Source organism: Bacteroides sp. 51, assembly GCF_010500965.1.
Classification (GTDB): Bacteria; Bacteroidota; Bacteroidia; order Bacteroidales; family Bacteroidaceae; genus Bacteroides.
In genome coordinates, this window is sequence record NZ_QVMI01000017.1 from 174,090 (window position 1) to 198,828 (window position 24,739).

23 protein-coding genes and 1 tRNA gene are annotated in these 24,739 nt (G+C 39.0%); 21 read left to right on the forward strand and 3 right to left on the reverse strand.

Features of this window, described 5'->3' with window-relative positions:
- Window positions 1–5 precede the first annotated feature (5 nt).
- The 5 genes from D0T87_RS14050 to D0T87_RS14070 all read left to right on the forward strand — a co-directional run bounded on the left by D0T87_RS14050 (window position 6) and on the right by D0T87_RS14070 (window position 6,644).
- Window positions 6–1,259, forward strand: coding sequence for an ABC transporter permease (locus D0T87_RS14050; protein ID WP_163175768.1), 1,254 nt, complete (start codon window positions 6–8; stop codon window positions 1,257–1,259).
- A 4-nt stretch (window positions 1,260–1,263) separates the two neighbouring features.
- On the forward strand, window positions 1,264–2,514 hold the full coding sequence (locus tag D0T87_RS14055; protein ID WP_163175769.1) for an ABC transporter permease: 1,251 nt from the start codon (window positions 1,264–1,266) through the stop codon (window positions 2,512–2,514).
- Between the two features lie 86 nt (window positions 2,515–2,600).
- A complete protein-coding gene (locus D0T87_RS14060; protein ID WP_163175770.1) occupies window positions 2,601–3,701 on the forward strand; it encodes an efflux RND transporter periplasmic adaptor subunit in 1,101 nt (366 codons plus the stop codon).
- 9 nt (window positions 3,702–3,710) lie between these two features.
- A complete protein-coding gene (locus tag D0T87_RS14065; protein WP_163175771.1) occupies window positions 3,711–5,033 on the forward strand; it encodes a TolC family protein in 1,323 nt (440 codons plus the stop codon).
- Between the two features lie 444 nt (window positions 5,034–5,477).
- On the forward strand, window positions 5,478–6,644 hold the full coding sequence (locus D0T87_RS14070; protein WP_163175772.1) for an OmpA family protein: 1,167 nt from the start codon (window positions 5,478–5,480) through the stop codon (window positions 6,642–6,644).
- 94 nt (window positions 6,645–6,738) lie between these two features.
- On the opposite strand, the gene trpS is transcribed toward D0T87_RS14070, so the two are convergent.
- Window positions 6,739–7,725 carry a tryptophan--tRNA ligase gene (gene trpS / locus D0T87_RS14075; RefSeq protein WP_163175773.1) on the reverse strand — a complete coding sequence of 329 codons (987 nt, stop codon included), beginning with the start codon at window positions 7,723–7,725 and terminating at the stop codon, window positions 6,739–6,741.
- A 305-nt stretch (window positions 7,726–8,030) separates the two neighbouring features.
- Between trpS and carB the strand changes: the two genes are divergently transcribed.
- Together carB and yaaA are read left to right on the forward strand one after the other, a co-directional pair.
- Window positions 8,031–11,252 (forward strand): carbamoyl-phosphate synthase (glutamine-hydrolyzing) large subunit, encoded by a 3,222-nt coding sequence (carB, locus tag D0T87_RS14080; protein WP_163175774.1) that lies wholly within the window; start codon window positions 8,031–8,033, stop codon window positions 11,250–11,252.
- A gap of 119 nt (window positions 11,253–11,371) precedes the next feature.
- Window positions 11,372–12,139: a peroxide stress protein YaaA gene (yaaA, locus tag D0T87_RS14085; RefSeq protein WP_163175775.1), complete on the forward strand. Its 768-nt coding sequence runs from the start codon at window positions 11,372–11,374 to the stop codon at window positions 12,137–12,139.
- Window positions 12,140–12,152: 13 nt separating this feature from the next.
- Here the strand turns inward: yaaA and D0T87_RS14090 are convergent, their stop codons facing one another.
- Window positions 12,153–12,710 carry an NUDIX hydrolase gene (locus tag D0T87_RS14090; RefSeq protein WP_163175776.1) on the reverse strand — a complete coding sequence of 186 codons (558 nt, stop codon included), beginning with the start codon at window positions 12,708–12,710 and terminating at the stop codon, window positions 12,153–12,155.
- 129 nt (window positions 12,711–12,839) lie between these two features.
- On the opposite strand from D0T87_RS14090, the gene D0T87_RS14095 reads away from it, so the two are divergent.
- From D0T87_RS14095 to D0T87_RS14155, 14 genes are all read left to right on the forward strand, one after another.
- Window positions 12,840–12,917, forward strand: a tRNA-Val gene (locus tag D0T87_RS14095).
- A gap of 305 nt (window positions 12,918–13,222) precedes the next feature.
- Window positions 13,223–14,446, forward strand: coding sequence for a site-specific integrase (locus D0T87_RS14100; protein ID WP_163175777.1), 1,224 nt, complete (start codon window positions 13,223–13,225; stop codon window positions 14,444–14,446).
- 180 nt (window positions 14,447–14,626) lie between these two features.
- A complete protein-coding gene (locus tag D0T87_RS14105; protein ID WP_163175778.1) occupies window positions 14,627–15,424 on the forward strand; it encodes an AraC family transcriptional regulator in 798 nt (265 codons plus the stop codon).
- A gap of 72 nt (window positions 15,425–15,496) precedes the next feature.
- On the forward strand, window positions 15,497–16,408 hold the full coding sequence (locus D0T87_RS14110; RefSeq protein ID WP_163175779.1) for an MBL fold metallo-hydrolase: 912 nt from the start codon (window positions 15,497–15,499) through the stop codon (window positions 16,406–16,408).
- Window positions 16,409–16,515: 107 nt separating this feature from the next.
- Window positions 16,516–16,758 (forward strand): hypothetical protein, encoded by a 243-nt coding sequence (locus tag D0T87_RS14115; RefSeq protein WP_370526848.1) that lies wholly within the window; start codon window positions 16,516–16,518, stop codon window positions 16,756–16,758.
- A gap of 34 nt (window positions 16,759–16,792) precedes the next feature.
- Window positions 16,793–17,158, forward strand: a complete 366-nt coding sequence (locus D0T87_RS14120) for a hypothetical protein (protein WP_203558688.1) — start codon at window positions 16,793–16,795, stop codon at window positions 17,156–17,158.
- Between the two features lie 133 nt (window positions 17,159–17,291).
- Complete coding sequence (locus tag D0T87_RS14125; protein WP_163175782.1) at window positions 17,292–17,648, forward strand: helix-turn-helix domain-containing protein; 357 nt, start codon at window positions 17,292–17,294, stop codon at window positions 17,646–17,648.
- A gap of 305 nt (window positions 17,649–17,953) precedes the next feature.
- Window positions 17,954–18,580 (forward strand): BfmA/BtgA family mobilization protein, encoded by a 627-nt coding sequence (locus tag D0T87_RS14130; RefSeq protein WP_163175783.1) that lies wholly within the window; start codon window positions 17,954–17,956, stop codon window positions 18,578–18,580.
- A 7-nt stretch (window positions 18,581–18,587) separates the two neighbouring features.
- A complete protein-coding gene (locus tag D0T87_RS14135) occupies window positions 18,588–19,556 on the forward strand; it encodes a DUF5712 family protein (protein ID WP_163175784.1) in 969 nt (322 codons plus the stop codon).
- Between the two features lie 11 nt (window positions 19,557–19,567).
- Entirely contained in the window at window positions 19,568–19,963 is a 396-nt protein-coding gene (locus D0T87_RS24625) for a GNAT family N-acetyltransferase (protein WP_239063668.1), read from the forward strand.
- A 314-nt stretch (window positions 19,964–20,277) separates the two neighbouring features.
- Window positions 20,278–20,487, forward strand: coding sequence for a helix-turn-helix transcriptional regulator (locus D0T87_RS14140; protein ID WP_370526849.1), 210 nt, complete (start codon window positions 20,278–20,280; stop codon window positions 20,485–20,487).
- Window positions 20,488–20,502: 15 nt separating this feature from the next.
- Window positions 20,503–21,534, forward strand: coding sequence for a hypothetical protein (locus tag D0T87_RS14145; RefSeq protein ID WP_163175785.1), 1,032 nt, complete (start codon window positions 20,503–20,505; stop codon window positions 21,532–21,534).
- A 594-nt stretch (window positions 21,535–22,128) separates the two neighbouring features.
- Window positions 22,129–23,139, forward strand: coding sequence for a nucleoid-associated protein (locus D0T87_RS14150; protein ID WP_163175786.1), 1,011 nt, complete (start codon window positions 22,129–22,131; stop codon window positions 23,137–23,139).
- Between the two features lie 3 nt (window positions 23,140–23,142).
- The gene (locus tag D0T87_RS14155) at window positions 23,143–24,177 is read left to right on the forward strand and encodes a virulence RhuM family protein (protein ID WP_163175787.1); all 1,035 of its coding nucleotides are present in this window, start codon (window positions 23,143–23,145) and stop codon (window positions 24,175–24,177) included.
- 244 nt (window positions 24,178–24,421) lie between these two features.
- On the opposite strand, the gene D0T87_RS24230 is transcribed toward D0T87_RS14155, so the two are convergent.
- The coding region (locus D0T87_RS24230; RefSeq protein ID WP_203558689.1) for a hypothetical protein at window positions 24,422–24,739 on the reverse strand (318 nt) is incomplete at its 5' end.

Consider the following 24,739-nt stretch of genomic DNA (forward strand, 5'->3'; position numbering starts at 1 on the left):
AAGTTGTGTTAGAGATTTGGCAAGAAATATACAGTACCATTCGCCGCAATAAGTTGCGTACCTTCCTGACCGGTTTTGCCGTGGCATGGGGTATCTTTATACTTATCGTGTTGCTGGGCGCCGGAAACGGATTGATCAATGCTTTTGACGCCAATTCGGAAGATATGGCAATGAACTCCGTACGTGTAACCGGCGGATGGACCAGCAAGGCTTATGACGGACTAAAAGAAGGACGTCGTGTGGAACTCGATAATAAAGATGTGGATATCACCGGAACCCTGTTCTCGGAGAATGTTATCAGTGTCGGAGCACGCGTACGTCAGGGCGGAATCACCTTGAGCCGTGGCTCGGAATACGTAAGCACCAGCTTTAGCGGCGTATACCCTAACTACACGGAAGTAGAACGCGTAAACCTCTCCAAAGGACGTTTCATAAATGAGATCGACTTACGCGAACGCCGCAAAGTAGTTGTGCTCCATCACAAAACAGTCGAACTGCTTTTTCCTAAAGAAGAGGCCATCGGAAACTTCGTAGTCGGCAATGGAATCGCTTACCAGATTGTGGGAGTCTATACAGACCGCAGCGATAGCGATGCCCGCGAGGGATACATTCCCTTCACTACCCTGCAAACCATATATAATAAAGGTGATAAACTGAATAACCTCTTTTTCACGACCAAAGGATTGCTTACAGAAGAAGAGAATGAAGCTTTTATAGACCGTTTCCGTAAAGTAATCAACGCCAATCACCGGGTAGACCCCACAGATACCGGAGGACTTTGGATCTGGAACCGGTTCATGCAGTATCTTCAACAACAAACGGCAGCTTCCGTACTTCAAATAGCCATTTGGATTATCGGTATATTTACCCTCTTAAGCGGAATTGTAGGCGTAAGTAACATCATGCTCATTACCGTACGCGAACGTACCCGGGAGTTCGGAATCCGGAAAGCACTCGGAGCCAAACCACTGTCCATACTATATCTGGTCATCGTGGAAAGCGTCTTTATCACTGCAATGTTCGGCTATATTGGTATGGTACTTGGAATCGGGGTCACCGAACTAATGGATACCATGATGGGAAGCCAAACAATGGATACCGGAGTATGGCAGGAAACCGTATTCACCAATCCTACCGTAGGAGTGAATGTCGCTATTCAGGCCACACTGACATTAGTCTTTGCCGGAACCTTAGCCGGGCTTTTCCCCGCATGGAAAGCAGTGAATATTAGTCCGATTGAAGCACTTAGAGCAGATTAAGATTATGAGAATGGATTTAGATACGTGGGAAGAGATCTTTGTAACGATCACCCGCAATAAGACACGTAGTTTACTTACTGCTTTCGGGGTATTCTGGGGAATATTCATGCTGGTAGCCCTGATGGGCGGTGGCGGCGGTCTTAAAGGCTTTATGACCTCCAACTTCGAAGGCTTTGCGTCGAACTCCTGTTTCGTATGGCCGCAACGCACCAGTAAGGCATATAAAGGATTCCGCAAAGGACGTTGGTGGAGGCTGGAAATTGATGATGTGGAACGGATACGCCGGAATGTTCCCGGAGTTGATGTAATTACACCTACCACCAACTATTGGGGGCGGACTGCCGTACTCGACGACCGTAAAAGTAGCTGTATCATCAAAGGACTTTATCCCGATTATAATGAAATCGAAAGTCAACGCATGGGTATGGGACGCTTCATCAATGACATCGACATACTCGACGCCCGCAAAGTATGCGTAATAGGTAAACGTGTATATGAAGAACTTTTCCGTAAAGGCGACGACCCGCTGGGGAGATACATTCGTGTAGACGGAGTTTATTATCAGGTTATCGGTGTGAATATATCAGAAGGTAATATTCAGATAAACGGAGAAGCTTCCGAAAGTATCGTTATCCCCTATACCACAATGCAGCAAACCTATAATCTGGGACGCAATATTGACATGATCTGTATCACAGCCAAGCCGGGAGTAAAGGTTAGCGAATTACAAACTGAGGTCGAAGCTGTTGTAAAAAGGAATCACCTTATTGCCCCCGACGATAAACAAGGCGTGATGTTTATGAATACCGAAGTCATGTTCTCGATGGTCGACAACCTGCTGACGGGTATTAACTGGCTCGTCATCTTTGTCGGAATTGGAACGCTTCTTGCCGGCGCCATCGGTGTAAGTAACATTATGATGGTTACCGTAAAAGAAAGAACCACCGAAATCGGAATACGCCGCGCTATCGGTGCGCAGCCCAAAGATATTCTTCAGCAAGTACTTTCCGAAAGTATGGTGTTGACCACTGTAGCCGGACTTATCGGGGTATCATTTGCCGTTCTGGTATTGCAAGGAGTTGAAATAATGGTGAATGCCGATTCCTCACATGGCAATCCGGTCATATTCCAGATCAGCTTCTGGACCGCCATCGGTGCAACCCTGCTGCTCTTGACTCTTGGCATGCTAGCCGGATTGGCACCCGCTTTCAGAGCAATGGCCATTAAGCCGATTGAAGCGATAAGAGACGAATAAAGGGATTTACGATTTGATGATTTACGATTTACGATTGAAGTTACTATCGTATTAAACTGAAAAACAAATAATAAAATACATATAAGATGAAAAAGTTTTTTAAGATCGCACTGTTAGTGCTTGTGGGAGTTCTGATCCTTTGGACATTTGTATTCCTGTACAATAAGTCAAAACCTAAAGTGAAGGTTTATGAAACAGTTACTCCTGCTATTTCCAGCCTTGAAAAGAGTACGGTAGCTACCGGTAAAGTAGAACCGAGAGATGAAATCCTGATTAAACCTCAGATCTCGGGAATTATTGATGCTGTATATAAAGAAGCCGGACAAAAGGTATCGAAAGGCGAGGTGATTGCCCGGGTAAAAGTAATCCCCGAATTAGGCCAGTTGAACCAGGCCGAAAGCCGTGTGCGTATTGCCGAAATCAACTACAACCAAGGAAAGACCGACTTTGCACGTATTGAGAAACTCGCTAAGGATGGCCTGATCAGTAGTGAAGAATTCGAAAAAGGAAAAGTTTCCTTTGCACAAGTAAAAGAAGAATTTGAAAATGCCAAAGACGCTTTGGATATTATCAAAGAAGGTATCACCCAAAAAACCGCATCTTATAGTAACACCATGATCCGCTCTACGATTGACGGTCTGATTCTGGATGTACCGGTTAAAGAAGGTAACTCGGTGATCATGAGTAATACATTCAACGATGGTACCACGATTGCAACAGTAGCCAATATGTCCGACCTGATTTTCCGGGGAAAGATTGACGAAACAGAAGTAGGCCGTCTGCATGAAGGTATGCCGGTGAAACTGACTGTGGGTGCGTTGCAGAACTATACATTCGAAGCTACCCTTGAATATATCTCACCCAAAGGTGTAGAAGAAAATGGTGCAAACCAATTTGAAATCAAAGCGGCTATCAGTGCTCCTGACTCCGTAACCATTCGTGCAGGTTATTCGGCTAATGCCGAAATTGTACTTGCCCGTGCTACCGATGTACTGACTATTCCCGAAAGTACACTCGAATTCAGTAATGACAGTGCCTTTGTATGGGTGATGACCGATAGTGTTCCTGAACAAAAGTTTGATCGCCGGAACGTGGAAATTGGTATGAGTGATGGTATTAAGATCGAAATAAAGAATGGTGCTACTGTTAGCGATAAGCTGCGTGGCATGGAAAAGAAAGATAAATAACGGATGGATATGAAGATAAAAACTATAATTATAGCTTTAATCGGTACGGTTTCTGCGTCTTCGGCCGTAGCTCAGGAAGGGGCCTGGACTTTACGCCAATGTATTGACTATGCTATTGAGAATAACCTGACAGTACAACGTGCCGAGAATGTGACTGAACAAAGCAAAACCGACGTCAATACAGCAAAATGGGCACGCTTGCCGAATCTGAATGGTAGTGCCAATCAGAATTACAGCTGGGGCCGTGCTGCTTCGCCGGTTGATAACTCATATACCAATACGAATAACTCAACTACAAACTTTAGTTTGAGCACAAATATACCTTTGTTTACGGGAATGGAGTTACCCAATCAGTATGCATTGTCGAAACTCAACCTGAAAGCATCTGTTGAAGATTTGAACAAGGCTAAGGATGATATTGCCATTAATATCGCTTCTGCTTATGTAAAAGTACTGTATAACCGGGAATTGGCTATAGTGGCCAAAGAGCAGGTGAGCCTGAGTAAGGAACAATTGAACCGTATGGTTCGCATGCAGGAAGTAGGAAAAGCTGCACCTGCCGAAGTTGCTGAGGCTAAATCGCGTGTGGCACAAGATCAAATGAGTGAAGTACAAGCTGATAATAACTATAGTTTAGCTCTACTTGATCTGAGTCAGTTGCTCGAACTACCTACTCCGGAAGGATTCTCTGTGGTATCTCCTCAGGAAGAGCCAGACTTTGAGAAACTGACCCCGCCAGATGCTATATTTGCTGAATCTCTGGCTTTTAAGCCGGAAATCCTGGCAGCTCAATATCGTCTGGAAGGTAGCGAGAAGAGTATTCGTATAGCACAAAGTGATTATTATCCAACGCTTTCTTTTGGTGCAGGACTGGGCTCCAGCTTTTATACAACACAAGGACACGCCGGACAAGACTTCTTTACACAGCTGGACAACCACTTTAATAAGTATATCGGCTTTAGTTTAAGTGTGCCAATCTTTAACCGCTTTGCTACACGCAACAGGGTGCGTAATGCTAAATTACAACGCATGAATTACTCTATGCGGTTGGATGAAACAAAGAAAGGGTTATATAAAGAGATACAACAAGCATGGTATAACGCAATTGCTGCCGAAGCAAAATATACCTCTAGTGTTGCTGCTGTTGCTGCCAATGAAGAATCTTTCCGCCTGATGGGAGAAAAGTTCGAAAATGGAAAAGCTACTTCTATTGAATATAATGAAGCTAAGCTGAATCTGATGAAGGCATTGGCCGACCGGATACAAGCGAAGTATGATTATATGTTCTGTTCGAAGGTTCTTAATTTCTATAAGGGGGAACCTATTCAGTAAGCGGTAGCGTGCCGCAGCGAGATGCTTTAATAACGTGTCTTTTTTTTTTAGGGCGTAAAACCGGGGGAAATCGAAGGCCCCCTTAGGTTTTACGCTCTTTTTTTGTTGGAACTACCAGGATGCTATGAAAAAAATAGTGTTAAAATAGAATCTTGTATTAACATTTAATGAATAATGTTTTAAAGATCTTTGTTTGTTTATTATGTTGTTGATAATTAGTTTATTATGTCTTGTTTTGGTTCTTCTTTTTTGTTTTGTTTCTTAAAAATATCCCCTTTTTTGTTTTGAAAAGGGGAGAAGTTTTTCTCAAAAAAAAATAGATTCTTAAAACCTTTTACAACTGAAGGTGTTATTAATGTAGTTGTAAAAACAAAAAGTAATTTCAATAACAAAAAAAGAAATTTATAACAAATTGATTTTAATAAACTCTTTAACTATTAAGGTATGAAAAAGATTCTAATGTTACTGGCAGTTGCCGGTTTGTCTTCTGTAGCAATGGCTCAGAATGGGGGATTTGAAAACGTCCCTAGTGAAAAATATTCAGTATTTACCAATAAGTTTTGGGATAACTGGTTTATTTCTGCCGGAGCAGGTGCTGAAATGTTACTTGGTAATAATGATGTTCACAATGATTTAGGCGATCGTATTAGCCCAACTTTCAATGTAGCTCTTGGTAAATGGTTTACTCCTGGTTTAGGACTTCGTTTACAATATAGCGGTTACGAAGCAAAAGGTTCAAGACATGGATTTGGTAGTTTTGCTAAAGGCCGTCCTGATGCAGCAGGTTTTTACGATCAGAAATTCCACTATATGAATCTTCACGGTGACGTTCTGTTTAACTTGAGTGCTATGTTAGGCGGATATAATCCTGATCGTGTATACGAATTCGTTCCTTATTTGGGTGCTGGTTTTACCCACTCGTATTCAGGATCAACAAAATCACAGGCTCTTGCAGTGAACGCAGGTATTATCAATAAATTCAGAGTATCGCCTGTTCTTGACATCAACTTGGAACTCAGTGGAATGTTGGCTCAAGATAAATTTGACCGTGAATTAGGTGGTAGCCATGATTTTGACGGTGTAGTTTCTGCAACTATCGGTTTAACTTACCATTTCAAAGCACGTGGATTCTCAAAACCAGTTGCTTCTAAAGATCTGATCTCAGAAGCCGAATTGAGAGATATGCGTAATAGAATGAATAACCTGGCTTCAGAAAACCAAAGTTTGAAAGACCAATTGTCTAGAAAACCAGAAGTAGTAGCTGAAACTGTTGTTAAGAATGTGGGTGATGTAACTCCTTATGCTGTATTCTTCGACATTAACTCTTCTAAGGTTTCTGATAAGGAAATGGTAAATATTGGCCACTTGGCAGATTATATGAAGAAATATCCTGAATTGAAGGTACAACTTTTCGGTTATGCTGATAAAGCAACAGGAACTTCTGCTTACAACCAGAAATTAAGTGCTGAACGTGCAAAATCTGTAGCTAACATATTGGTTGAAAAATATGGTATCAACAGAGACAGAATTGCTACTGAAGGCGAAGGTGGAGTTGAAAAATTCCAAAAGATTTTCTTGAACCGTATGGTGTTGATTGAAACAGCTAGATAATAATAGCTTGATATAAATAATAAAGCCGTTCTCTTTTAAGGGAACGGCTTTTCTTATTTGTTACCGTAGGAAACCTGAGTGCAGCGCCTCGCTGCTATCTGTGGAAACCAATAATCTCTCTTACCTCCTGAATTGTTTTCGTTGCACTTTCGCGTGCTTTTTCTGCTCCCTGGCGAGCAATTTTATCCAGCAGTTCCGTATTGTTCATATATTCCTCAATGCGTTCGCGGATAGGCTCGTTGAATGTAACAATATCCTCGGCTAATTGCTTTTTCAGATCACCATAACGGATAGAGCAATCGTTCCATTTCTCATTAAAGTAATCATATGTATCTTTGGTTGATACAATATCAAGGAACGTGAATAGATTCTGGATTACTTCCGGTTTTTCGCTGTTAGCAGCGGTTGGACCCGCATCGGTTACGGCCTTCATTACTTTTTTCCGGATGCTTTTGGCGTCCTCATACAGGTAAATGCAATTACCATCCGATTTACCCATTTTGCCTGAACCATCGAGTCCGGGTACCTTAAGCGCCTTCTCCGAGAAAGAGAAAGATGCAGGTTCCGGGAAAAACTCCAAACCGTATATGTTATTGAAGCGGCGGGCAAACTTACGAGCCATTTCCATGTTTTGTTCCTGATCTTTGCCTACAGGTACTTTTACGGCTTTATGTATAATGATGTCCGCAGCCATTAAAGTAGGGTAAGTAAGCAAGCCGGCATTTACATTATCCGGTTGTTGGCGTGCTTTATCTTTAAAGGAAGTAGTACGCTCCAACTCGCCTAAATAGGCATTCATGTTTAGGAAAAGGTATAGTTCCAATACTTCTTTTACATCACTTTGCACGTATATAGTTGCCTTTTCAGGATCAAGTCCGCAGGCCAGGTATTCGGCAAGAATGGTTCTTGCACTTTGAATAATATTCCCTGGTTTAGGATGTGTAGTTAGTGAGTGCCAGTCTGCAATGAAAAAATAGCAATTATACTCATTCTGCATCTGAACAAAACTTTTCACTGCACCAAAATAATTTCCCAGGTGCAGATTACCCGTCGGACGGATTCCACTAACAACTGTTTCCATAAAATAATAAGTTTTAAGTTTTAAGTTTTGAGTTTTGAGTTATTGGTAGCTCACAGTTTGTAACTTAGAACTCAAAACTTAAAACTCAAAACTCTATTTTGAGGGGCAAACTTACGCAAAAAGATTGGAATATCTTTGTTATGTCCAAAATAAGTCGTTACTTTGCACAAACTTAAAAGAAGAATGAACCAGCAGAAAAAACATTTTAGTCGGTTTTGAGTAGATGCGTTAATCCTAACATCAAGGGTAACGCTTTTTTTTTGCCTGTCGGAACGATAATTACAACTTAAAATAACAAAAAAGAAATGAAGGAAAAACTTAAGAAAGTCTTGGTGTTAGGCTCAGGAGCACTGAAGATTGGACAAGCCGGAGAATTCGACTACTCCGGATCACAGGCATTGAAAGCCTTAAAAGAAGAAGGCATCAGTTCGGTATTGGTGAATCCGAATATTGCTACCATTCAAACGTCGGAAGGTATTGCCGATCAGGTGTACTTTCTTCCGGTAACGACTTATTTTGTTGAAGAAATAATTAAAAAAGAACGTCCCGATGGTATCTTGTTGGCGTTCGGTGGACAAACTGCATTGAACTGCGGAGCAGAATTGTACACCAACGGCATCCTGGATAAATACGGCGTACGCGTATTGGGTACTTCGGTTGAGGCTATCATGTATACAGAAGACCGCGACCTGTTCGTGAAGAAGCTCGACGAAATTGATATGAAAACTCCAGTTAGCCAGGCGGTAGAAAATATGGCCGATGCTTTGGCTGCTGCAGAGCGTATCGGTTTCCCGGTAATGGTTCGTTCGGCTTACGCACTTGGCGGTTTGGGTAGTGGTATCTGCCAGAATAAAGAAGAGTTTATTGAATTGGCCGAAAGCTCTTTCGCTTTTTCTAAGCAAATTCTGGTCGAAGAGTCGCTGAAAGGCTGGAAAGAAATAGAATTTGAAGTAATCCGCGATGCGAACGACCACTGCTTCACAGTGGCAAGCATGGAGAACTTCGACCCGCTGGGTATCCACACCGGAGAGTCAATCGTTGTGGCTCCAACTTGCTCGTTGGACGACAAGGAACTCACCATGCTTCAGGAACTTTCTACAAAATGTATTCGCCACCTGGGTATCGTGGGCGAGTGTAATATTCAATATGCGTTCAACTCCGAAACCGATGACTATCGTGTAATCGAAGTGAATGCCCGTCTGAGCCGTTCTTCTGCATTGGCTTCAAAAGCAACCGGTTATCCGTTGGCTTTCGTGGCGGCTAAGATTGCGCTAGGCTATACGTTGGATCAGATTGGCGAAATGGGTACACCTAACTCGGCTTATGCTGCTCCACAGTTGGATTACTTGATCTGTAAAATACCTCGTTGGGATTTAACCAAATTTGCCGGTGTATCTCGCGAAATCGGCTCAAGCATGAAGTCTGTAGGTGAAATCATGTCTATCGGGCGCTCATTTGAAGAGATTATCCAAAAGGGTCTTCGTATGATTGGTCAGGGCATGCACGGTTTCGTAGGTAATGATGATCTGGATTTTGATGATCTGGATAAAGAACTTTCCCGTCCAACCGACTTGCGCGTGTTTGCTATAGCAGAAGCTATGGAAAAGGGCTATACTGTTGATCGCATCCACGATCTGACTAAGATTGATCCCTGGTTCCTTGGCAAACTGAAAAATATCGTTGATTATAAAGCGAAACTTTCTACATACGACAAAGTAGAAGATATTCCTGCCGATGTAATGCGTCAGGCGAAAATTCTAGGTTTCTCTGACTTCCAGATTGCACGTTTCGTGTTGAATCCACAAGGAAATATGGAGAAAGAAAACCTGATTGTTCGTGCTCGTCGTAAAGAACTGGGCGTTCTTCCTGCCGTAAAACGTATCAATACCATTGCTTCTGAAGATCCTAGCCTGACCAACTACCTGTATATGACGTATGCGGTAGAAGGCTATGATGTTAATTACTATAAGAATGAGAAGTCGGTCGTTGTTCTCGGTTCGGGTGCTTACCGTATTGGTAGCTCGGTAGAGTTCGACTGGTGTTCGGTTAATGCTGTGCAAACTGCTCGCAAACTGGGATATAAATCAATTATGATTAACTATAACCCGGAAACCGTATCTACCGACTATGATATGTGCGACCGTTTGTACTTTGATGAACTTTCATTCGAACGCGTACTCGACGTCATTGATCTGGAGCAACCTCGCGGTACAATCGTATCTGTGGGTGGACAGATTCCAAATAACCTGGCCATGAAACTTCACCGTCAGGCAGTGCCTATCCTGGGTACTTCTCCGGTTTCTATCGACCGTGCTGAAAACCGTAACAAGTTCTCGGCTATGCTCGACCAACTGGGCATTGACCAACCGGCGTGGATGGAATTGACCAGTCTGGATGATGTGAAGAAGTTCGTAGAAAAGGTAGGTTATCCGGTACTTGTTCGTCCTTCTTACGTACTTTCGGGTGCGGCAATGAATGTTTGCTATGACGAAGACGAGTTGGAAAACTTCCTGAAAATGGCTGCTGAAGTATCAAAAGAACATCCCGTGGTTGTTTCTCAATTCTTGCAGAGCACCAAAGAAATTGAATTCGATGCTGTGGCTCAGAACGGTGAAGTAGTAGAATATGCTATTTCAGAGCATGTTGAGTTTGCCGGTGTACACTCAGGAGATGCTACGCTGGTATTCCCTGCACAAAAGATATACTTTGAAACGGCACGCCGCATCAAACGCATTGCCCGTAAGATTGCTCAGGAGTTAAATATCTCCGGGCCATTCAATATTCAGTTCCTGGCTCGTAACAACGAGGTGAAGGTTATTGAGTGTAACCTGCGTGCTTCACGTAGTTTCCCATTTGTATCTAAAGTGCTGAAACGCAACTTTATTGAAACTGCAACCCGTATCATGCTGGATGCACCTTATAGCAGACCGGATAAATCGGCATTCGATATTGATTGGATCGGTGTAAAGGCTTCTCAGTTCTCTTTCTCACGTTTGCATAACGCCGACCCTGTACTGGGTGTGGATATGTCATCGACAGGTGAAGTTGGCTGTTTGGGCGACGATTTCTCGGAAGCTTTGTTAAGTTCAATGATCGCTACCGGATTCAGCATTCCTCAAAAAGGTATCATGTTCTCTTCGGGAGCTATGAAATCGAAAGTAGATTTGCTGGAAGCAAGCCGCATGCTGCACGATAAAGGGTATAAGATTTATGCAACTGCCGGAACGGCTGCATTCCTGAATGCTCATGGTGTAACTACTGAGCCTGTGTACTGGCCGGACGAAAAACCAGATGCAGAAAATAACGTAATGCGCATGATTTCCGAACATAAGTTCGACCTGATCGTGAATATACCGAAGAACCATACGAAACGCGAGTTAACCAATGGGTATAAGATTCGTCGTGGATCAATTGACCACAACATTCCATTGATTACCAATGCTCGTTTGGCTAGCGCATTCATTGAAGCGTTCTGCGAATTGAAACTGGAAGATATTCAAATCAAGAGCTGGCAGGAATATAAATGATTTCTGTATAACTTGAAATAATAACGAAATCGCTTCGTAGGGGCGGTTCGAGAACCGCCCGCGGCAATGTGTCACAGTAAAGTCGGGCGATTCACGAATCGCCCCTACAACTTTTGAATATGATTACTCTTTTATCTTGCGCCAAAACAATGAGCTTTTCTTCAAAAGTAAAAGCTCCCTTGCAAACCGAGCCACGTTTCAAAACAGAAGCAGCCGATATTGCGCTTCAGATGTCCCAATACGCTGTTGATGATTTGGAGCGTTTATTACATGTTAACTCCAAAATGGCTTTGGAAAACTATAAACGATTTCAGGAGTTTCATTCAGACTTTGCTCCTGAGTTGCAGGCTTTACTGGCTTATACCGGAATCGTATTTAAGCGGCTTGACCCGCAAAGTTTCACTAAAGAAGATTTCTTGTATGCACAAGACCATTTGCGGCTGACTTCCTTCTGCTACGGTTTACTTCGCCCCATGGATTTGATCCGGCCCTATCGTTTAGAAGGAGATGTGCGTCTGCCTGAGTTTGGCGGCCAAACTATGTTTGCCTATTGGAGGAGTCGGTTGACCGATCTGTTTATAGATGAAATTAAAGCGAGTGGGGGAGTGCTCTGCAATCTGGCAAGTGGGGAAATGAAAGATTTGTTCGATTGGGCACGCGTAGAGAAAGAAGTCCGTATTATTACTCCTGAGTTTCGGGTATGGAAGAAAGATAAACCCACTACTGTGGTCATTTACGCAAAGATGTGCCGCGGTGAAATGACACGTCTCATTCTTAAAGAGCGAATAGAAAGACCGGATGACCTGTTATCATTCTCCTGGGAAGGATTCGCGTACGATGAAGAATTCTCCAGGCCGGATCATCCGGTATTTATAAGCGGTCAATAGACAGCGAGACTCATCATTTGTTTTCTGCCATATATTTCCAAAGTGGTGCAGCCATTAGGGCTTGTTTAATTTGATCGGTGGTTAGAAGCTCTTTGACTTCTTCCAGCGACAATAAATGTACCGATAAATCTTCCGTATCTTCCAGATGTTGGTCTGATACCTGTTCCACATCTTTTGCAAGAAAGCAGTGTGTCAGGTTGGTCATGGTAGATGGGTTGGCAGAAACAACCATGTATTCCGTCCAGGTGCCATTACCATATCCGGTTTCTTCTAGTAACTCTCTTTGTGCAGATTGCAGGGGCGAGTCGTCTTCTTTTTCGCAAACGCCTGCGCACAGTTCATAGAACACTTCTCTCAGACCATGACGATATTGCCTGACGAAAATAAATTTGCCCTCTTTGGTAATAGCAATAACATTTATCCATTCGGGGTATTCTAATACATAATAAGATGGAATCTGGGTTCCGTTCGGTAATCTTACAGTATCTCTTCTTGCTGTAAACCAGGGTTCTTTGAATAGGTACTCGCTATTTAATAGTTCCCATTTTTCTATGTTTTCTTTTGCTTCCATTATAATAGGTTGAATGATTTTTGGCAAAGATACACATATTATTTGCGTCTATTTAAAAAAATATTCGCCAAAAGTTTGCATGTTTAAGGGAAAGCCGTATCTTTGCATCGCTTTAAGAGAAAAGCATACGGGCGTTTAGCTCAGCTGGTTCAGAGCATCTGCCTTACAAGCAGAGGGTCGGCGGTTCGAATCCGTCAACGCCCACCAAGACATAAAATTGGTGGAAGTCAACAAAAGACAGAAACTTCAATTAAGAGACAAAAATCCTGTTAATCAATAGATTAATGGGATTTTTCTTTTTACATAGTGGACACAGCAGGACGAAAAAAGACATAAGAAGACAGTGGGTTTGTGTGCAAACCGTGTGTGAAAAACAACCCCAATTTCTGCACACGAATAGACAAATAATCAACTGGAATTAAGTGTCTTACAATGACCTAATTTGGCGTTTTCAAGGCGATAAATCCTTTAACGATAAACTATAATTTTGTCGAATTAAAAGGAGAAAAAAAATGAAAAGTACCTATCATGTTCTGTTCTACATTAGAAAAACAAGACCAAACAAAGACGGTTCAGTAACAATTGCAATCCGAATCACGATTGACGGGAAATCTATTGAGTTTAATCCAAAGTTGTTTATAAATCCGTTAATCTGGAATCCAATCGGACGAGCGGAAGGAAGAACTAAAGAAGCCAAAGTAATAAATGACGCTATAGATAAAATCCGTTCTGACTTGAAAAATCATTATAATGAGATTTATGAGAGAGACGGATATGTTACCCCAGAAAAATTACGTGATGCCTATCTCGGCTTAGGCGTTCAGAAATATACGTTATTGTCCATGTATGACAGTTTGGTAGAACAAAAGCGTAATCTTGTGGATAAAGCTATCCGAAGTACTACCCTATCAAAATACACGGCAACGAGGAAACGGATAGAAGATTTTCTTTTTCACCAATACAACAAGAAAGATATACCTTTGAAGGAAGTTAACTATCAATTTATTTCCGACTATGAGATATATCTCAAATCTGTATGTAATTGCGGACATAATTCATCGGTAAAGCACTTACGTTATTTAAAGAAAGTATTAACGACAGCTTTAAAAAATAAGTATATATCCACAGATCCTTTTGACGAATACAAACTTGGATATAAGCCTGTAAAGAAAGAATTTCTGATTGAGCCTGAAATTAAGAAGTTGATGAATAAGAAATTCGGGGTAAAACGGTTGGAAGAGGTGCGGGATGTGTTTCTATTCCAAATTTTCACTGGATTAGCCTATATAGATGCTACCAATCTAAATGACGATAACATTATAGAAGATGGCTTCGGACAGAAATGGATACAACTCAACCGCCAGAAATCCTCTGTTCAGGCAAATATCCCATTACTGGATATACCTCTCTCTATTCTCAAAAAATATAAAGGATTAGAGAATGGGAAACTCCTTCCAATCCACACGAACCAGAAGATGAACGAATATTTGAAAGAAATCGCTGCGCTGTGTGGCATAAACAAAAGGCTTACAACACATTGCGGAAGACATTCGTTCTCGACCCTTATGCTGACGAAAGGCATATCTATCGAAAGTGTCTCCAAAATGTTAGGTCATACAAACATCACTACAACACAGATTTACGCGAAGGTACTCAATCAAAAAATATTTGCGGAAGTCAATAAGGTAAGAGGAGAATTAGACGATTTGGGGAAGTATTATAAACAGAGAAAATAATTTGTTAAGTATTCCTTAAGGTTGGAGTTTTCGACCTTAAGGAAATTTACTTTGACTCTTATTTTCCAAATTAAGATTAGAACTATTTTTGCATAAATGAGCTCTTGAGCAAACAATAATTCCCTTTTATTTTGTAATTTTACATTCTGAAAGTCATTGAATACGCAAAAATATATTATAATGAAGGAAGCATTGAAAATTGGATTTTTTTTCTCTTGCACAGCAACAAGCCTGAATACTGTAGAGAAAATGTTTCCCGGTAATCTTATTACATATATGATTGAAGGGCAGTTAAAATTTTCTGATCCTGATAGTGCATATTATCTTCAGGCAGGGGATACTGTTTTTATTAAAAGGAATGACCTTCTAAGATTTTCGAAATTAGCTTCAAAAGAACAACCTCATAAATCTATCGGTATTTATTTTCCTCAATCATTCCTTCAGGAATACTATAGCCAGCATCAGCCTGTCTATGATAGTAGCTTTAAATTAAACAACAGGTTAATAATGAAAAGTCCTCTATGGGATGATTTTTTTGAACCTCTTAAGTCTTATTGGGGTAAAGATAATGATTTACAGCACCAGATAGTGATAATAAAACAAACAGAAGCGTTGGCTATTCTTCGTTCCTTAAATCCGGGGATTGATACAATCCTTTCTAACTTCGACAAACCCGGAAAGATTGATTTGGAAGAATTTATGAATAAGAATTATAAATTCAACTTACCCTTAAATCGCTATGCATATCTTACGGGGCGTAGTTTAGCAACATTTAAGCGGGACTTCTCCAAAATATTTGCCTCATCACCCCAAAGGTGGCTAACTTTAAAACGATTGGAATATGCTCATTTTCTTATTTCTGAAAAAGGATTAAGACCTTCTGATGTTTATGTTGACTCCGGGTTCGAGAACCTATCTCACTTTTCAAATGCTTTTAAGAAAAGATTCGGATATAATCCTTCACAAATAAAAAATTGAGCTTTTGAGCAAAAGTGGCTGATATTATTAAGATTACTTTTACGCTTATTAATATTAAAAACTTTCAGCATCATGAGAAATCTCTTATTATCATTAATTATTTTATTTGTTGCAATTTATCCGGGTAATAGAGCAACAGCACAAGAGTCGGGAAGCATTGTTACTATTGAAGTCGGTGATTTTGAGGTAAGTGTATTATCAGAAAAACTACCGGATGTAACTACTGATGTTTTAATTGGTTCAAAAAAAGATATAGTACAGAAGTATTATCCGGAAGGAGCAATTCCTTTTGTAGTCAATTCTTTCTTGGTTCGTACTCCTGATAAAATAATATTGATAGATACGGGAGCAGGACAAGGTTTGCTTAGTAATCTAAAAAAAAGCGATATTGAACCGGAACAAATAGACATAATCCTACTGACACATATGCATAGTGACCATATTGGAGGATTGTTACAAGATAATGAAACTGTATTCCCTAATGCAGCATTATACATACCACAACCTGAATATGATTATTGGATGAATGATGAAGCTATGTCTCTTTTGCCAGAAGATTATCAAGGAAACTTCATACAAGCCCGCGAAATAATAAAGGTTTATAAAAACAAACTATATCTTTTTACGCCGGATAAACTCGAGGGAAAAGCCTCTGATTTAATTAGTGGATTCAAAAGTTATGCAACATGTGGGCATACACACGGACATGCTGCTTATTTATTAGAGTCTAATCAATCTTCTTTATTGATTTGGGGTGATGCGATTCCTGCAATAGATATTCAGGTACCCTATCCTGATGTAACCTTAGCTTTTGATTCAGATCCGGAACAGGTTATTCAAACTCGGACAGAAATATTTGAGTATGTATCTAAAAATAACATTCTTATCGGAGGAATGCATTTAGGATACCCTCATATGGGCAAAATAGAAAAGAACCAGAATAATTATGTATTTATACCTCTAAACATAAATATAAGCAAATAACCGCTATCTATTCTACTGTATAAAGGTTGCATTATACTAAAACAAGTCATTCAGCATAGAACAAGACTTTGGTCTGATTATTAATATTCACATTAAAAATTATGCTTATGAATGAATTATTAAAAGAGAGGTTTATCAGCTTATTATCTGAATCCTCGCAAGTAACAAACGAAGAAATGGGAAATGCCTATGGAAGCTTTATGGAACAAGTAAAAACAGCCAGCCAATCCGAACAAAGTTATTCTAATATTTATCGGATACTGAGTATTACTCGTGCTGAGTTAGTATTCGTAGAATCGCTTTATCGGCACGAGCAGGGGGAAAAATGCCCTAAAAATTGCCTATCTTAGAAAAGCTATCCTATTTCTTGAATCTGAAATTGATTTGCTAAAATTTGCTACTTTACAAACAAATCAATTCGTCAATAATCCCCAATCAGAGATTCCCAAAGTCTATTTTATCCCCAAGCGTGAAGGCTTGGGGATTGATAGTATGAGCGAGTTCGCCGTTTCATTTGAGTTTTCCGGACAGTTTCTTAATGAAGAAGGAAATTCCGCCCCATATATTCATATCGCTCACGCTTTGGAACAAGCCTTTAATTTTACGTTTGGAAATGCCCACAAATCAAAAGAACGAGTATTCAAACGTAAGCCCTACAACCTTACCAAAGCACTGGATTACCTAAAAAATCTTATCGTTCGTGAAAACCGGAAAAAGAAGATGAAAAAAGATGGTTCCGTAAATGGTTGATTTATTATTGATTACGAATTAACTTTAGGGGAGTCCATAGGGATTCCCCTATTTTAATTGCTTCGTTCTGCCGTCCTTTGCTTCGTCAATGCATTAGACATAAATAGTATTAATTTGAAAAACGAAGTAAGTCATGTATATTAATAACGAAGATTTTGAAAAATGGATGCAGAAGTTATCCAAAAAATTGAGTGAGATTGGTCAGGACTTGAAATCCCTGATAAACACCAAAGAGGTATTTAGTGAGGACGAAACCCTGCTTGACAATCAGGATTTAGCCTTTCTCCTGAAAGTATCTTACCGAACATTACAGCGATATCGCTCCAGCAAGAAACTACCTTTCTTTATGATAGCCCACAAAACCTATTACCGCACTTCTGATGTTCGGGAGTTTGTGCGCTCGCACATGGATTTTCAAACCTATCAAGACTTTGAAAAGAAGCACCCGAAACCCAAAGACAAGGACGATAAAGACCTGAAAGATGAATAAATCTGCTTTTTATGTGTTCTAAGCAGAATGACGCAAGCGAATGAAGGCTTGTTTTAGTTTACGCCTTTATTTTAACGCTCCGCATTTAGCAGAAACAACCTCGCTCACTGGCTCTGTTCGTTTCGCTAAATTAAGCAAGAGGGAACTGGACTTCGTCCTGTTCTTCCTCTTGCCCTGCGGGGCAAAGCCTTCGGCTTTAGCGGTTTATACTAAGCCGCTATAATTAGTCCAATAATTAGCCTTTTGTATTTATCGCTAATTATCAGACTTTTAATAACATGAAGTTCCATTAAAAAGTAATTATCATGAAAGATGAAGCCCAAAAGATTATATATACCACTGTTTCCATAGACAAGGAAACAGGACGTTTAATAGAAAAGATACGTAAACGCTATTCACTGAAAAAGAGTGAAGTTGTAAAACTGGCATTCCTGTATTTGGAGAAAGCACATATCAACCCTGCTGATGCTCCCGAATCAGTAAAATCGGAACTTGCCAAGATTAACAAACGGCAGGATGATATTATCCGTTTCATTCGCCACTACGAAGAAGAACAACTCAACCCGATGATACGGACAAGCCATTCAATAGCCGTTAAATTCGATACGGCTGTCGGAATCCTGACGGAAAAAGTAAATTTAGAAATAAACACCTCAAAAGAGAATCTTGTCAATGTATTGAAAAAGTTGGACGAACATTTCGGCAAAATAGCAGTAGTAATAAATAACCAGTCCGCAAGCCTTGATAAGCTATCTACTATTATTGACAATCATTCCAAGACTATAAATAAGCAAACCCAAATACAGCAAAGAGATAGTCAGAAGTTATTGAAGTTGATTTCCCTGTATTCAGGACTGGCAACCTGCGGAGTAATGGACGGTAAGCGTAAAGAGAATCTAAGAATCGAGATTAACGACCTGATAAACCAATAACTAACTCATGAACATAGATTTCCCGCCACCGTCCAAAGGAACATATAATAATGCAGGCAGTAGCAGAAAGCTATGCAACTATCTGGAACATGAAGATATGGAACGCATGGAGCAGGGAATCTATACCGAAGGCTTTTTCAATCTGACAGACGATAATATCTACAAATCACAGGTTGTAAAAGATATAGACGGCAATATCGGGCAACTTATGAAAACGGATGCCAAGTTTTATGCTATCCATGTCAGCCCATCGGAAAAGGAACTTCGGGCAATGGGTAACACCGAACAGGAACAAGCCGAAGCCATGAAACGGTATATCCGCGAAGTGGTTATTCCCAAATACGCTAAGAATTTCAACAAAGGGCTATTGGCAGAGGATATAAAATTTTACGGTAAGATACATTTCAGCCGGGATAGGTCAAACAACGAACTGAATATGCACTGCCATTTGATTGTCAGCCGGAAAGACCAGACCAATAAGAAAAAGCTATCCCCACTTACCAACCACAAGAACACACAGAAAGGAACGGTTAAAGGCGGTTTTGACAGGAAGAATCTGTTCCGGCAAGCTGAACAGGGATTTGACAGGCTATTCAATCATAAACGGGAATTAACTGAATCTTTTGAATACTACAACACGATGAAGAACGGCAGTATATCCGAACAACTTAATATGCAGGAACGCCAGATTTCCGATGAAAGAAAAAATACAGATATGCAGACTGGCAGGAATACAGATAAGCAGGAAGAACTGACTGAAAACAAGGTTGCATATAAACAAGACGATAACCTTTCAAACATACAGTCTGTAAATCAAGAAAATAAGAAAGAAGATAAACAATCTTTCAATATCCCTGATTTAGTTCTATCCTCTGCATTAGGCTTGCTTACTCCTGATGTGAGCAATAAAGGGGAAGAACAAATTCCGATGAAAAAGAAAATAAAGAAGAAACCCAAACGAGGTCGCAAAAGATAAATCATAATACTATGAACCAATACGAAGAAATACGGAAAGAAATAGATATATACCTGATGAAGCGGTTTAAGTACCGTCTATCCCTTGTGTATCTCACTCCTGATAATATTATAGTTACCAGAAGAAACAAGCGGGTAGATTTGTATTTACGCATTCGCCGAGTAGCAAGTATATTTCCTCCTGATTGTCTGATTATAGCCCGAACTTGCTTCCGAAAAGAACGTATAGGGAATGGAGTACATTTTGTTAGTTTCCTTTCAGGAATAGTCTTAAAATACGGTTTTAGGCATATCGGAATAGAATCCGTCAATAAAAAAAGCCGTTCATTTGCCGAGAAGTTGGGTTTTTATTTGATAGACGGCTCTAATTATGCGGTATCAGTAGGGAAACTTATATCTTATTTTTAGAATGGATTAAAGAAATCCTTTATTCATTTGAAATACAAAAATACACACAGGAAATAGAACGGAAACACCAAGCCCTACGGGTTTTGCGGGAAATCTCCACACCTGCGCTACGCTTCGGGTAGTATTTCCCGCAAAAGTGTTGCCTTATCTATTCCCTGAATGAAAGAACGGTATATCAAATAAAAAAGGAAAAAACATATGCATGGTTTGTTAGAATTATTTGCCTTTGTAACTGTGTTGGAAACTAAAATAATAGCATCCTTTTGGTTAATTGAAAACAAATCAATACATTTGCGAAACACCTCAATAATTTGATGATGGAATTGAACAGATTAAAAGTTGTACTTGTAGAGAAAAAACGTACTGGAAAGTGGCTAGCTGAAAAACTTGGAAAGAACGAAGCTACTGTTTCTCGGTGGTGTACGAATGAGTCGCAGCCTTCACTTGAAACGTTATTCGCCATTGCAAAAGTATTGAATGTAGATGTAAGTGAGTTGCTAGTCTCAGCAAAAAAAATCATATAATAAATACACACGATTATGGCTTCAATTAACCCTAAATTAGAATTTTTCAGATTTAAGCTAAATCCGAGACAAGAAGAGTTTAAGACTTTTAGAGATTTTGCTATTGATGAGCTGAAAGGAAAAACATCATTTACTGACGACAAAATAATGAAATCGCTTTTTACTCATTTTATTAAGTCATTGGATGGAAATTATTCAAAAGATGACAAAATGAAGAAACAAATAAAATTAGAAAAACGAAGTGCTATAAACAAGTATTTAATTAACCAACCTAAGTATTTATCCGAAAGCAATGTTCTTTTAGGAGTTATTAATGGAGGTTCATATGGGCGACATAGAATTATAGGAGATATAACAAATCCAGAAGAAGGAAGCCAACTCGGTAAAAATAAAACCGTATTGCAATATTACTATTTCTTACTTTATTTACCATTGGACCATAATGAGGGATGTTTTGTAATCCATTCTAATGGAAAAGAGGAGACCATAACAAATATTTTCAGAAGTTTTATATCTCATCTATTCAAAGGAACCAAATATAACAAGGTGGTTGTTGAATCTTTTTGCCCAAAGTCATTTCAAGATGAATTCAGAAAGGGAGCAATAATACAAACAATAGAATTTAAAGATTCTAAAGTAGATAATACACATACTGCAAATGGGACAAGTGATATAGTGGGAAAATACAATATCCGAATTGAAGTTTCCCCAGAGAATAAAAACATTTCAATAACGGCTTTTGATAAATTAAAATCAACTTTTGCAAGTTATATATTTGGAAAAGAAAAACTTCATAAAAAACTTCATGATTTTGATGAAGCTAAAGTAGTTACAAAAAATCCTGTTGATAATTCAACGCGAACTTTCGAATGGAATACTAAAGATAAAGATTTTGTTCCTGTTGTGTATCTGGATGGGCGAATTGCAAAACAAAATGATGACGGAACCCCTGATTTTGATGAATTGGAGAAACTTTGTAAGAACTATTTCAATGATGAAGTATTACCTGAATTAAGACCAGACTTAAATGTCTCTAAGGCTAAGTAAATACTTAAAGGATTTGCGAACCGAAGCTCACCGGTTTGAGAGGACAGACATTAATAATAATGTTAGTACATCCTTTTGGGGGAGAAATCAGAGAAGAATTATATGCATATTACCCTCATTGGTTTTATTACTTCTTTTGAGGGAGGGGTTTAATTCTGATTTTGTCGCATACGCCTCTACGGTATTATCAATATTGATTGGGTTATTTACTACAGCAATAATTTTTATTCTTGACAAATATCAACCCATTGATAACCCAAAGCCAAATTCAAAAGAGAAATTGTGGGACACTCAAGCATACAATTACACTAAACAATTTTCTTTTATAACAGGATATAACATTGTTTTATGTGTATTTGCATTAGTCTTATTATCTCTCAACGTATTATTTGAGGAACCATTTAGCGTAGATATATATCAATACACCCTATGTCTTAAAAACATCGACATGAAGTCTGTATGCAATTTTTTAATTATTGCATTGGTCGTTGCACAGCGGTTTCTTGTGATATATTGGTTGGCAAGTATTATTTACAATACGCTTTATGTTATAAGTAGCATGGTGAAATATATGACTGTTAAAATTGATAGAAAATGATAGAATTAAACGACGCAATCGTAAGAAAGCTGATTTTTCACAGAATTAGCAATGATGACAACAATAATTACATTAGTAATGAACTGTTTGAATTTGGCGATGAGGAAGAAGACTTGGTACTAAAGAGAATTTTCTTAAAGCCATTTGTGTCTAATACGACAACATACACATTTAAGCATGATATTGACATAGAATTAAATCCTCTTTATAAATTATCAAAAACAATTTATGAGGATGAGGATTTTATTGAAACATCGAAGAATATTCATCAGCATTTAAAGTCTGTCTCCAAACACCCTAATATAAAAGGTGGAGATTTATTTGTTGTTCAGTATAGTGATGTGAAAATAGAGAATTCTTTTTACGATGCCATTGGAATATATAAAATAGAAAACAGGGATAGTTTTTTAGAAATATCAGTGGGAAAATTGACTTTCAAAAAAGGGATCGGATCTCGCAAGTTAGACAAGGCATGTTTGATAGTCTTCACAAAAAAGCCTTATACTGTTTTTATTATTGATAACGGTAGTACTGAAACTGATTATTGGAAAAATGAATTTATAAAAGCGGATTTAAAAAATGATGATATCAATAATACAAGTCAGTTTCTTGATTTGGCAAAAAAATTTATAACTCAACAATTGCCACAAGAAAATGAAGTTTCAAAAGCTGATCAGGTAGATATTCTGAATAAATCTATTAACTTCTTCAAAGGAAAAGAGAGTTTTAATTTCAATGATTTTGCAAAGGAAGTTATAGCTGACTCAAAAGCTATAGAAAGTTTTAAACAGTACAAAACGGCTTTTGAGCAAGAGAAGAACTTTGAATTATCTGATAATTTTACGATATCAACAGAAGCGGTTAAGAAGAAATCCCGCTCTTTAAAGAATGTTATAAAGTTAGACAAAAATTTCGACATTCATATACATAAAAACCGTAATTTGATTGAGCAAGGAGTTGATGAGAAGGGGAAATATTATAAGGTATATTATCAAGAAGAATCCTAAAATATGACCAAAAAAAAGAAATTTCAAATACGAAATAGCACTGCTGAATTTTTGGTATTTACTTCTCAATCGGGAGAAAATACGATTGAAGTACGAATACAAGATGAAACTGTTTGGCTAACGCAGAACCTGATTGCCGAACTTTTTCAAACGACAAAACAAAATGTTAGTCTGCATTTGAAGAATATTTTCCATGATGGAGAACTGGATGAGAATTCAGTTGTCAAGGATTTCTTGACAACTGCCGCAGATGGGAAAAATTATAATACTAAGTTTTATAACCTCGATGCCATCATTTCAATTGGTTACCGTGTTAACTCACAAAGAGCAACCCAATTCCGGCAGTGGGCAACATCCGTTTTGCGTGATTATGCTATTCGTGGTTATATTATTGACAAAAAACGCATGGAGAATGGCTCGTTTCTCAATGAAGATTATTTTGAACACCTACTCGCGGAAATCCGGGAAATCCGGTTAAGCGAGCGCCGCTTCTATCAAAAGATAACGGATATCTACGCTACTGCAATGGATTACAATAAGGATGCTGTTACCACAAAAGAGTTCTTCGCTAAAGTCCAAAACAAACTACATTACGCTATACACGGCCATACAGCTGCCGAACTCATTATATCAAGAGCCAACGCTGAAAAAGAACATATGGGTTTAACTTCGTGGGAAAAAAGTCCTGACGGTAAAATCATCAAGACCGATGTTTCCATTGCAAAAAACTACCTGACCGAAACCGAATTAGAATCATTGGGACGTATTGTCAACGCTTATTTAGATTTAGCAGAAGATCGGGCAAGAAGACATATTCCTATGACGATGGAAGATTGGGCGAAACGCCTTGATAGGTTTTTAGAAGCCGACGACCGGGAAATATTACAAAATAGTGGAAAAGTTACTGCCCTAATGGCAAAAGATTTTGCTGAAAGCGAATTTGAAAAATACCGTATTGTACAAGACCGTTTGTTTGAATCCGATTTTGATAAAGAAATAAAGCGTATCGAAGGGAAGCAGGACAAACCGGAAGATTGAAAAGAGTTCATATGTTTTCTGAAATTTCATTTGTAAATATCAGAAAAATAGCTACTTTTGCCTTATAGTTAAAGCGATTTGTTCGCATTTATTTTGCCTCAAAAAAGTGTGTGCAATCTGTGTGTGAAGAAAAGCACCTGAAAGTTAACACATTGATTATACGGGGTTTTGCTTGATTAAATAAGTTCCGTCAACGCCCACTTTAAAAAAAGGCTACCAGCGGTCAGGAATGAATCAAAGTCTTCTAAGCGAATAGTTTAGAAGACTTTTTTCTTTTTAAAGATTCCTCTAAAAGACAACATTCAGCCAATAAAAGAGGATCAAGCAGAAAATTAGGTGGACTAGTAAAATTTCTCTTTATTTTATTTCTCAAAAAGGTCGGTGCCATCCTAGTGAGATGCCCTAGGCAAACCATTGGAATGCCTAGGGCATCCCAACCACATAGTAACGATACAATAATTAGCGTAAGCCTTCGGTAATCCCCGCCTTTTAGTGTTTTCTTTTTTGCTCTACTTTTGGGATCAAAAAGCATTATGTTAACCCTACTCAAATTCCAAGAGAT

Excerpts from the sequence above, each read along its gene's own strand:
- D0T87_RS14070 (WP_163175772.1), top strand. The coding sequence starts at position 5,478 with ATGAAAAAGATTCTAATGTTACTGGCAGTTGCCGGTTTGTCTTCTGTA.
- D0T87_RS14140 (WP_370526849.1), top strand. The coding sequence starts at position 20,278 with ATGATGGAATTGAACAGATTAAAAGTTGTACTTGTAGAGAAAAAACGT.
- D0T87_RS24625 (WP_239063668.1), top strand. The coding sequence starts at position 19,568 with ATGAACCAATACGAAGAAATACGGAAAGAAATAGATATATACCTGATG.
- D0T87_RS14100 (WP_163175777.1), top strand. The coding sequence starts at position 13,223 with ATGAAAAGTACCTATCATGTTCTGTTCTACATTAGAAAAACAAGACCA.
- D0T87_RS14155 (WP_163175787.1), top strand. The coding sequence starts at position 23,143 with ATGACCAAAAAAAAGAAATTTCAAATACGAAATAGCACTGCTGAATTT.
- D0T87_RS14125 (WP_163175782.1), top strand. The coding sequence starts at position 17,292 with ATGTATATTAATAACGAAGATTTTGAAAAATGGATGCAGAAGTTATCC.
- D0T87_RS14150 (WP_163175786.1), top strand. The coding sequence starts at position 22,129 with ATGATAGAATTAAACGACGCAATCGTAAGAAAGCTGATTTTTCACAGA.
- D0T87_RS14115 (WP_370526848.1), top strand. The coding sequence starts at position 16,516 with ATGAATGAATTATTAAAAGAGAGGTTTATCAGCTTATTATCTGAATCC.
- D0T87_RS14065 (WP_163175771.1), top strand. The coding sequence starts at position 3,711 with ATGAAGATAAAAACTATAATTATAGCTTTAATCGGTACGGTTTCTGCG.
- D0T87_RS14055 (WP_163175769.1), top strand. The coding sequence starts at position 1,264 with ATGAGAATGGATTTAGATACGTGGGAAGAGATCTTTGTAACGATCACC.
- carB (WP_163175774.1), top strand. The coding sequence starts at position 8,031 with ATGAAGGAAAAACTTAAGAAAGTCTTGGTGTTAGGCTCAGGAGCACTG.
- D0T87_RS14130 (WP_163175783.1), top strand. The coding sequence starts at position 17,954 with ATGAAAGATGAAGCCCAAAAGATTATATATACCACTGTTTCCATAGAC.
- D0T87_RS14090 (WP_163175776.1), bottom strand. The coding sequence starts at position 12,710 with ATGGAAGCAAAAGAAAACATAGAAAAATGGGAACTATTAAATAGCGAG.
- D0T87_RS14060 (WP_163175770.1), top strand. The coding sequence starts at position 2,601 with ATGAAAAAGTTTTTTAAGATCGCACTGTTAGTGCTTGTGGGAGTTCTG.
- D0T87_RS14110 (WP_163175779.1), top strand. The coding sequence starts at position 15,497 with ATGAGAAATCTCTTATTATCATTAATTATTTTATTTGTTGCAATTTAT.
- yaaA (WP_163175775.1), top strand. The coding sequence starts at position 11,372 with ATGATTACTCTTTTATCTTGCGCCAAAACAATGAGCTTTTCTTCAAAA.
- D0T87_RS14145 (WP_163175785.1), top strand. The coding sequence starts at position 20,503 with ATGGCTTCAATTAACCCTAAATTAGAATTTTTCAGATTTAAGCTAAAT.
- trpS (WP_163175773.1), bottom strand. The coding sequence starts at position 7,725 with ATGGAAACAGTTGTTAGTGGAATCCGTCCGACGGGTAATCTGCACCTG.
- D0T87_RS14105 (WP_163175778.1), top strand. The coding sequence starts at position 14,627 with ATGAAGGAAGCATTGAAAATTGGATTTTTTTTCTCTTGCACAGCAACA.
- D0T87_RS14135 (WP_163175784.1), top strand. The coding sequence starts at position 18,588 with ATGAACATAGATTTCCCGCCACCGTCCAAAGGAACATATAATAATGCA.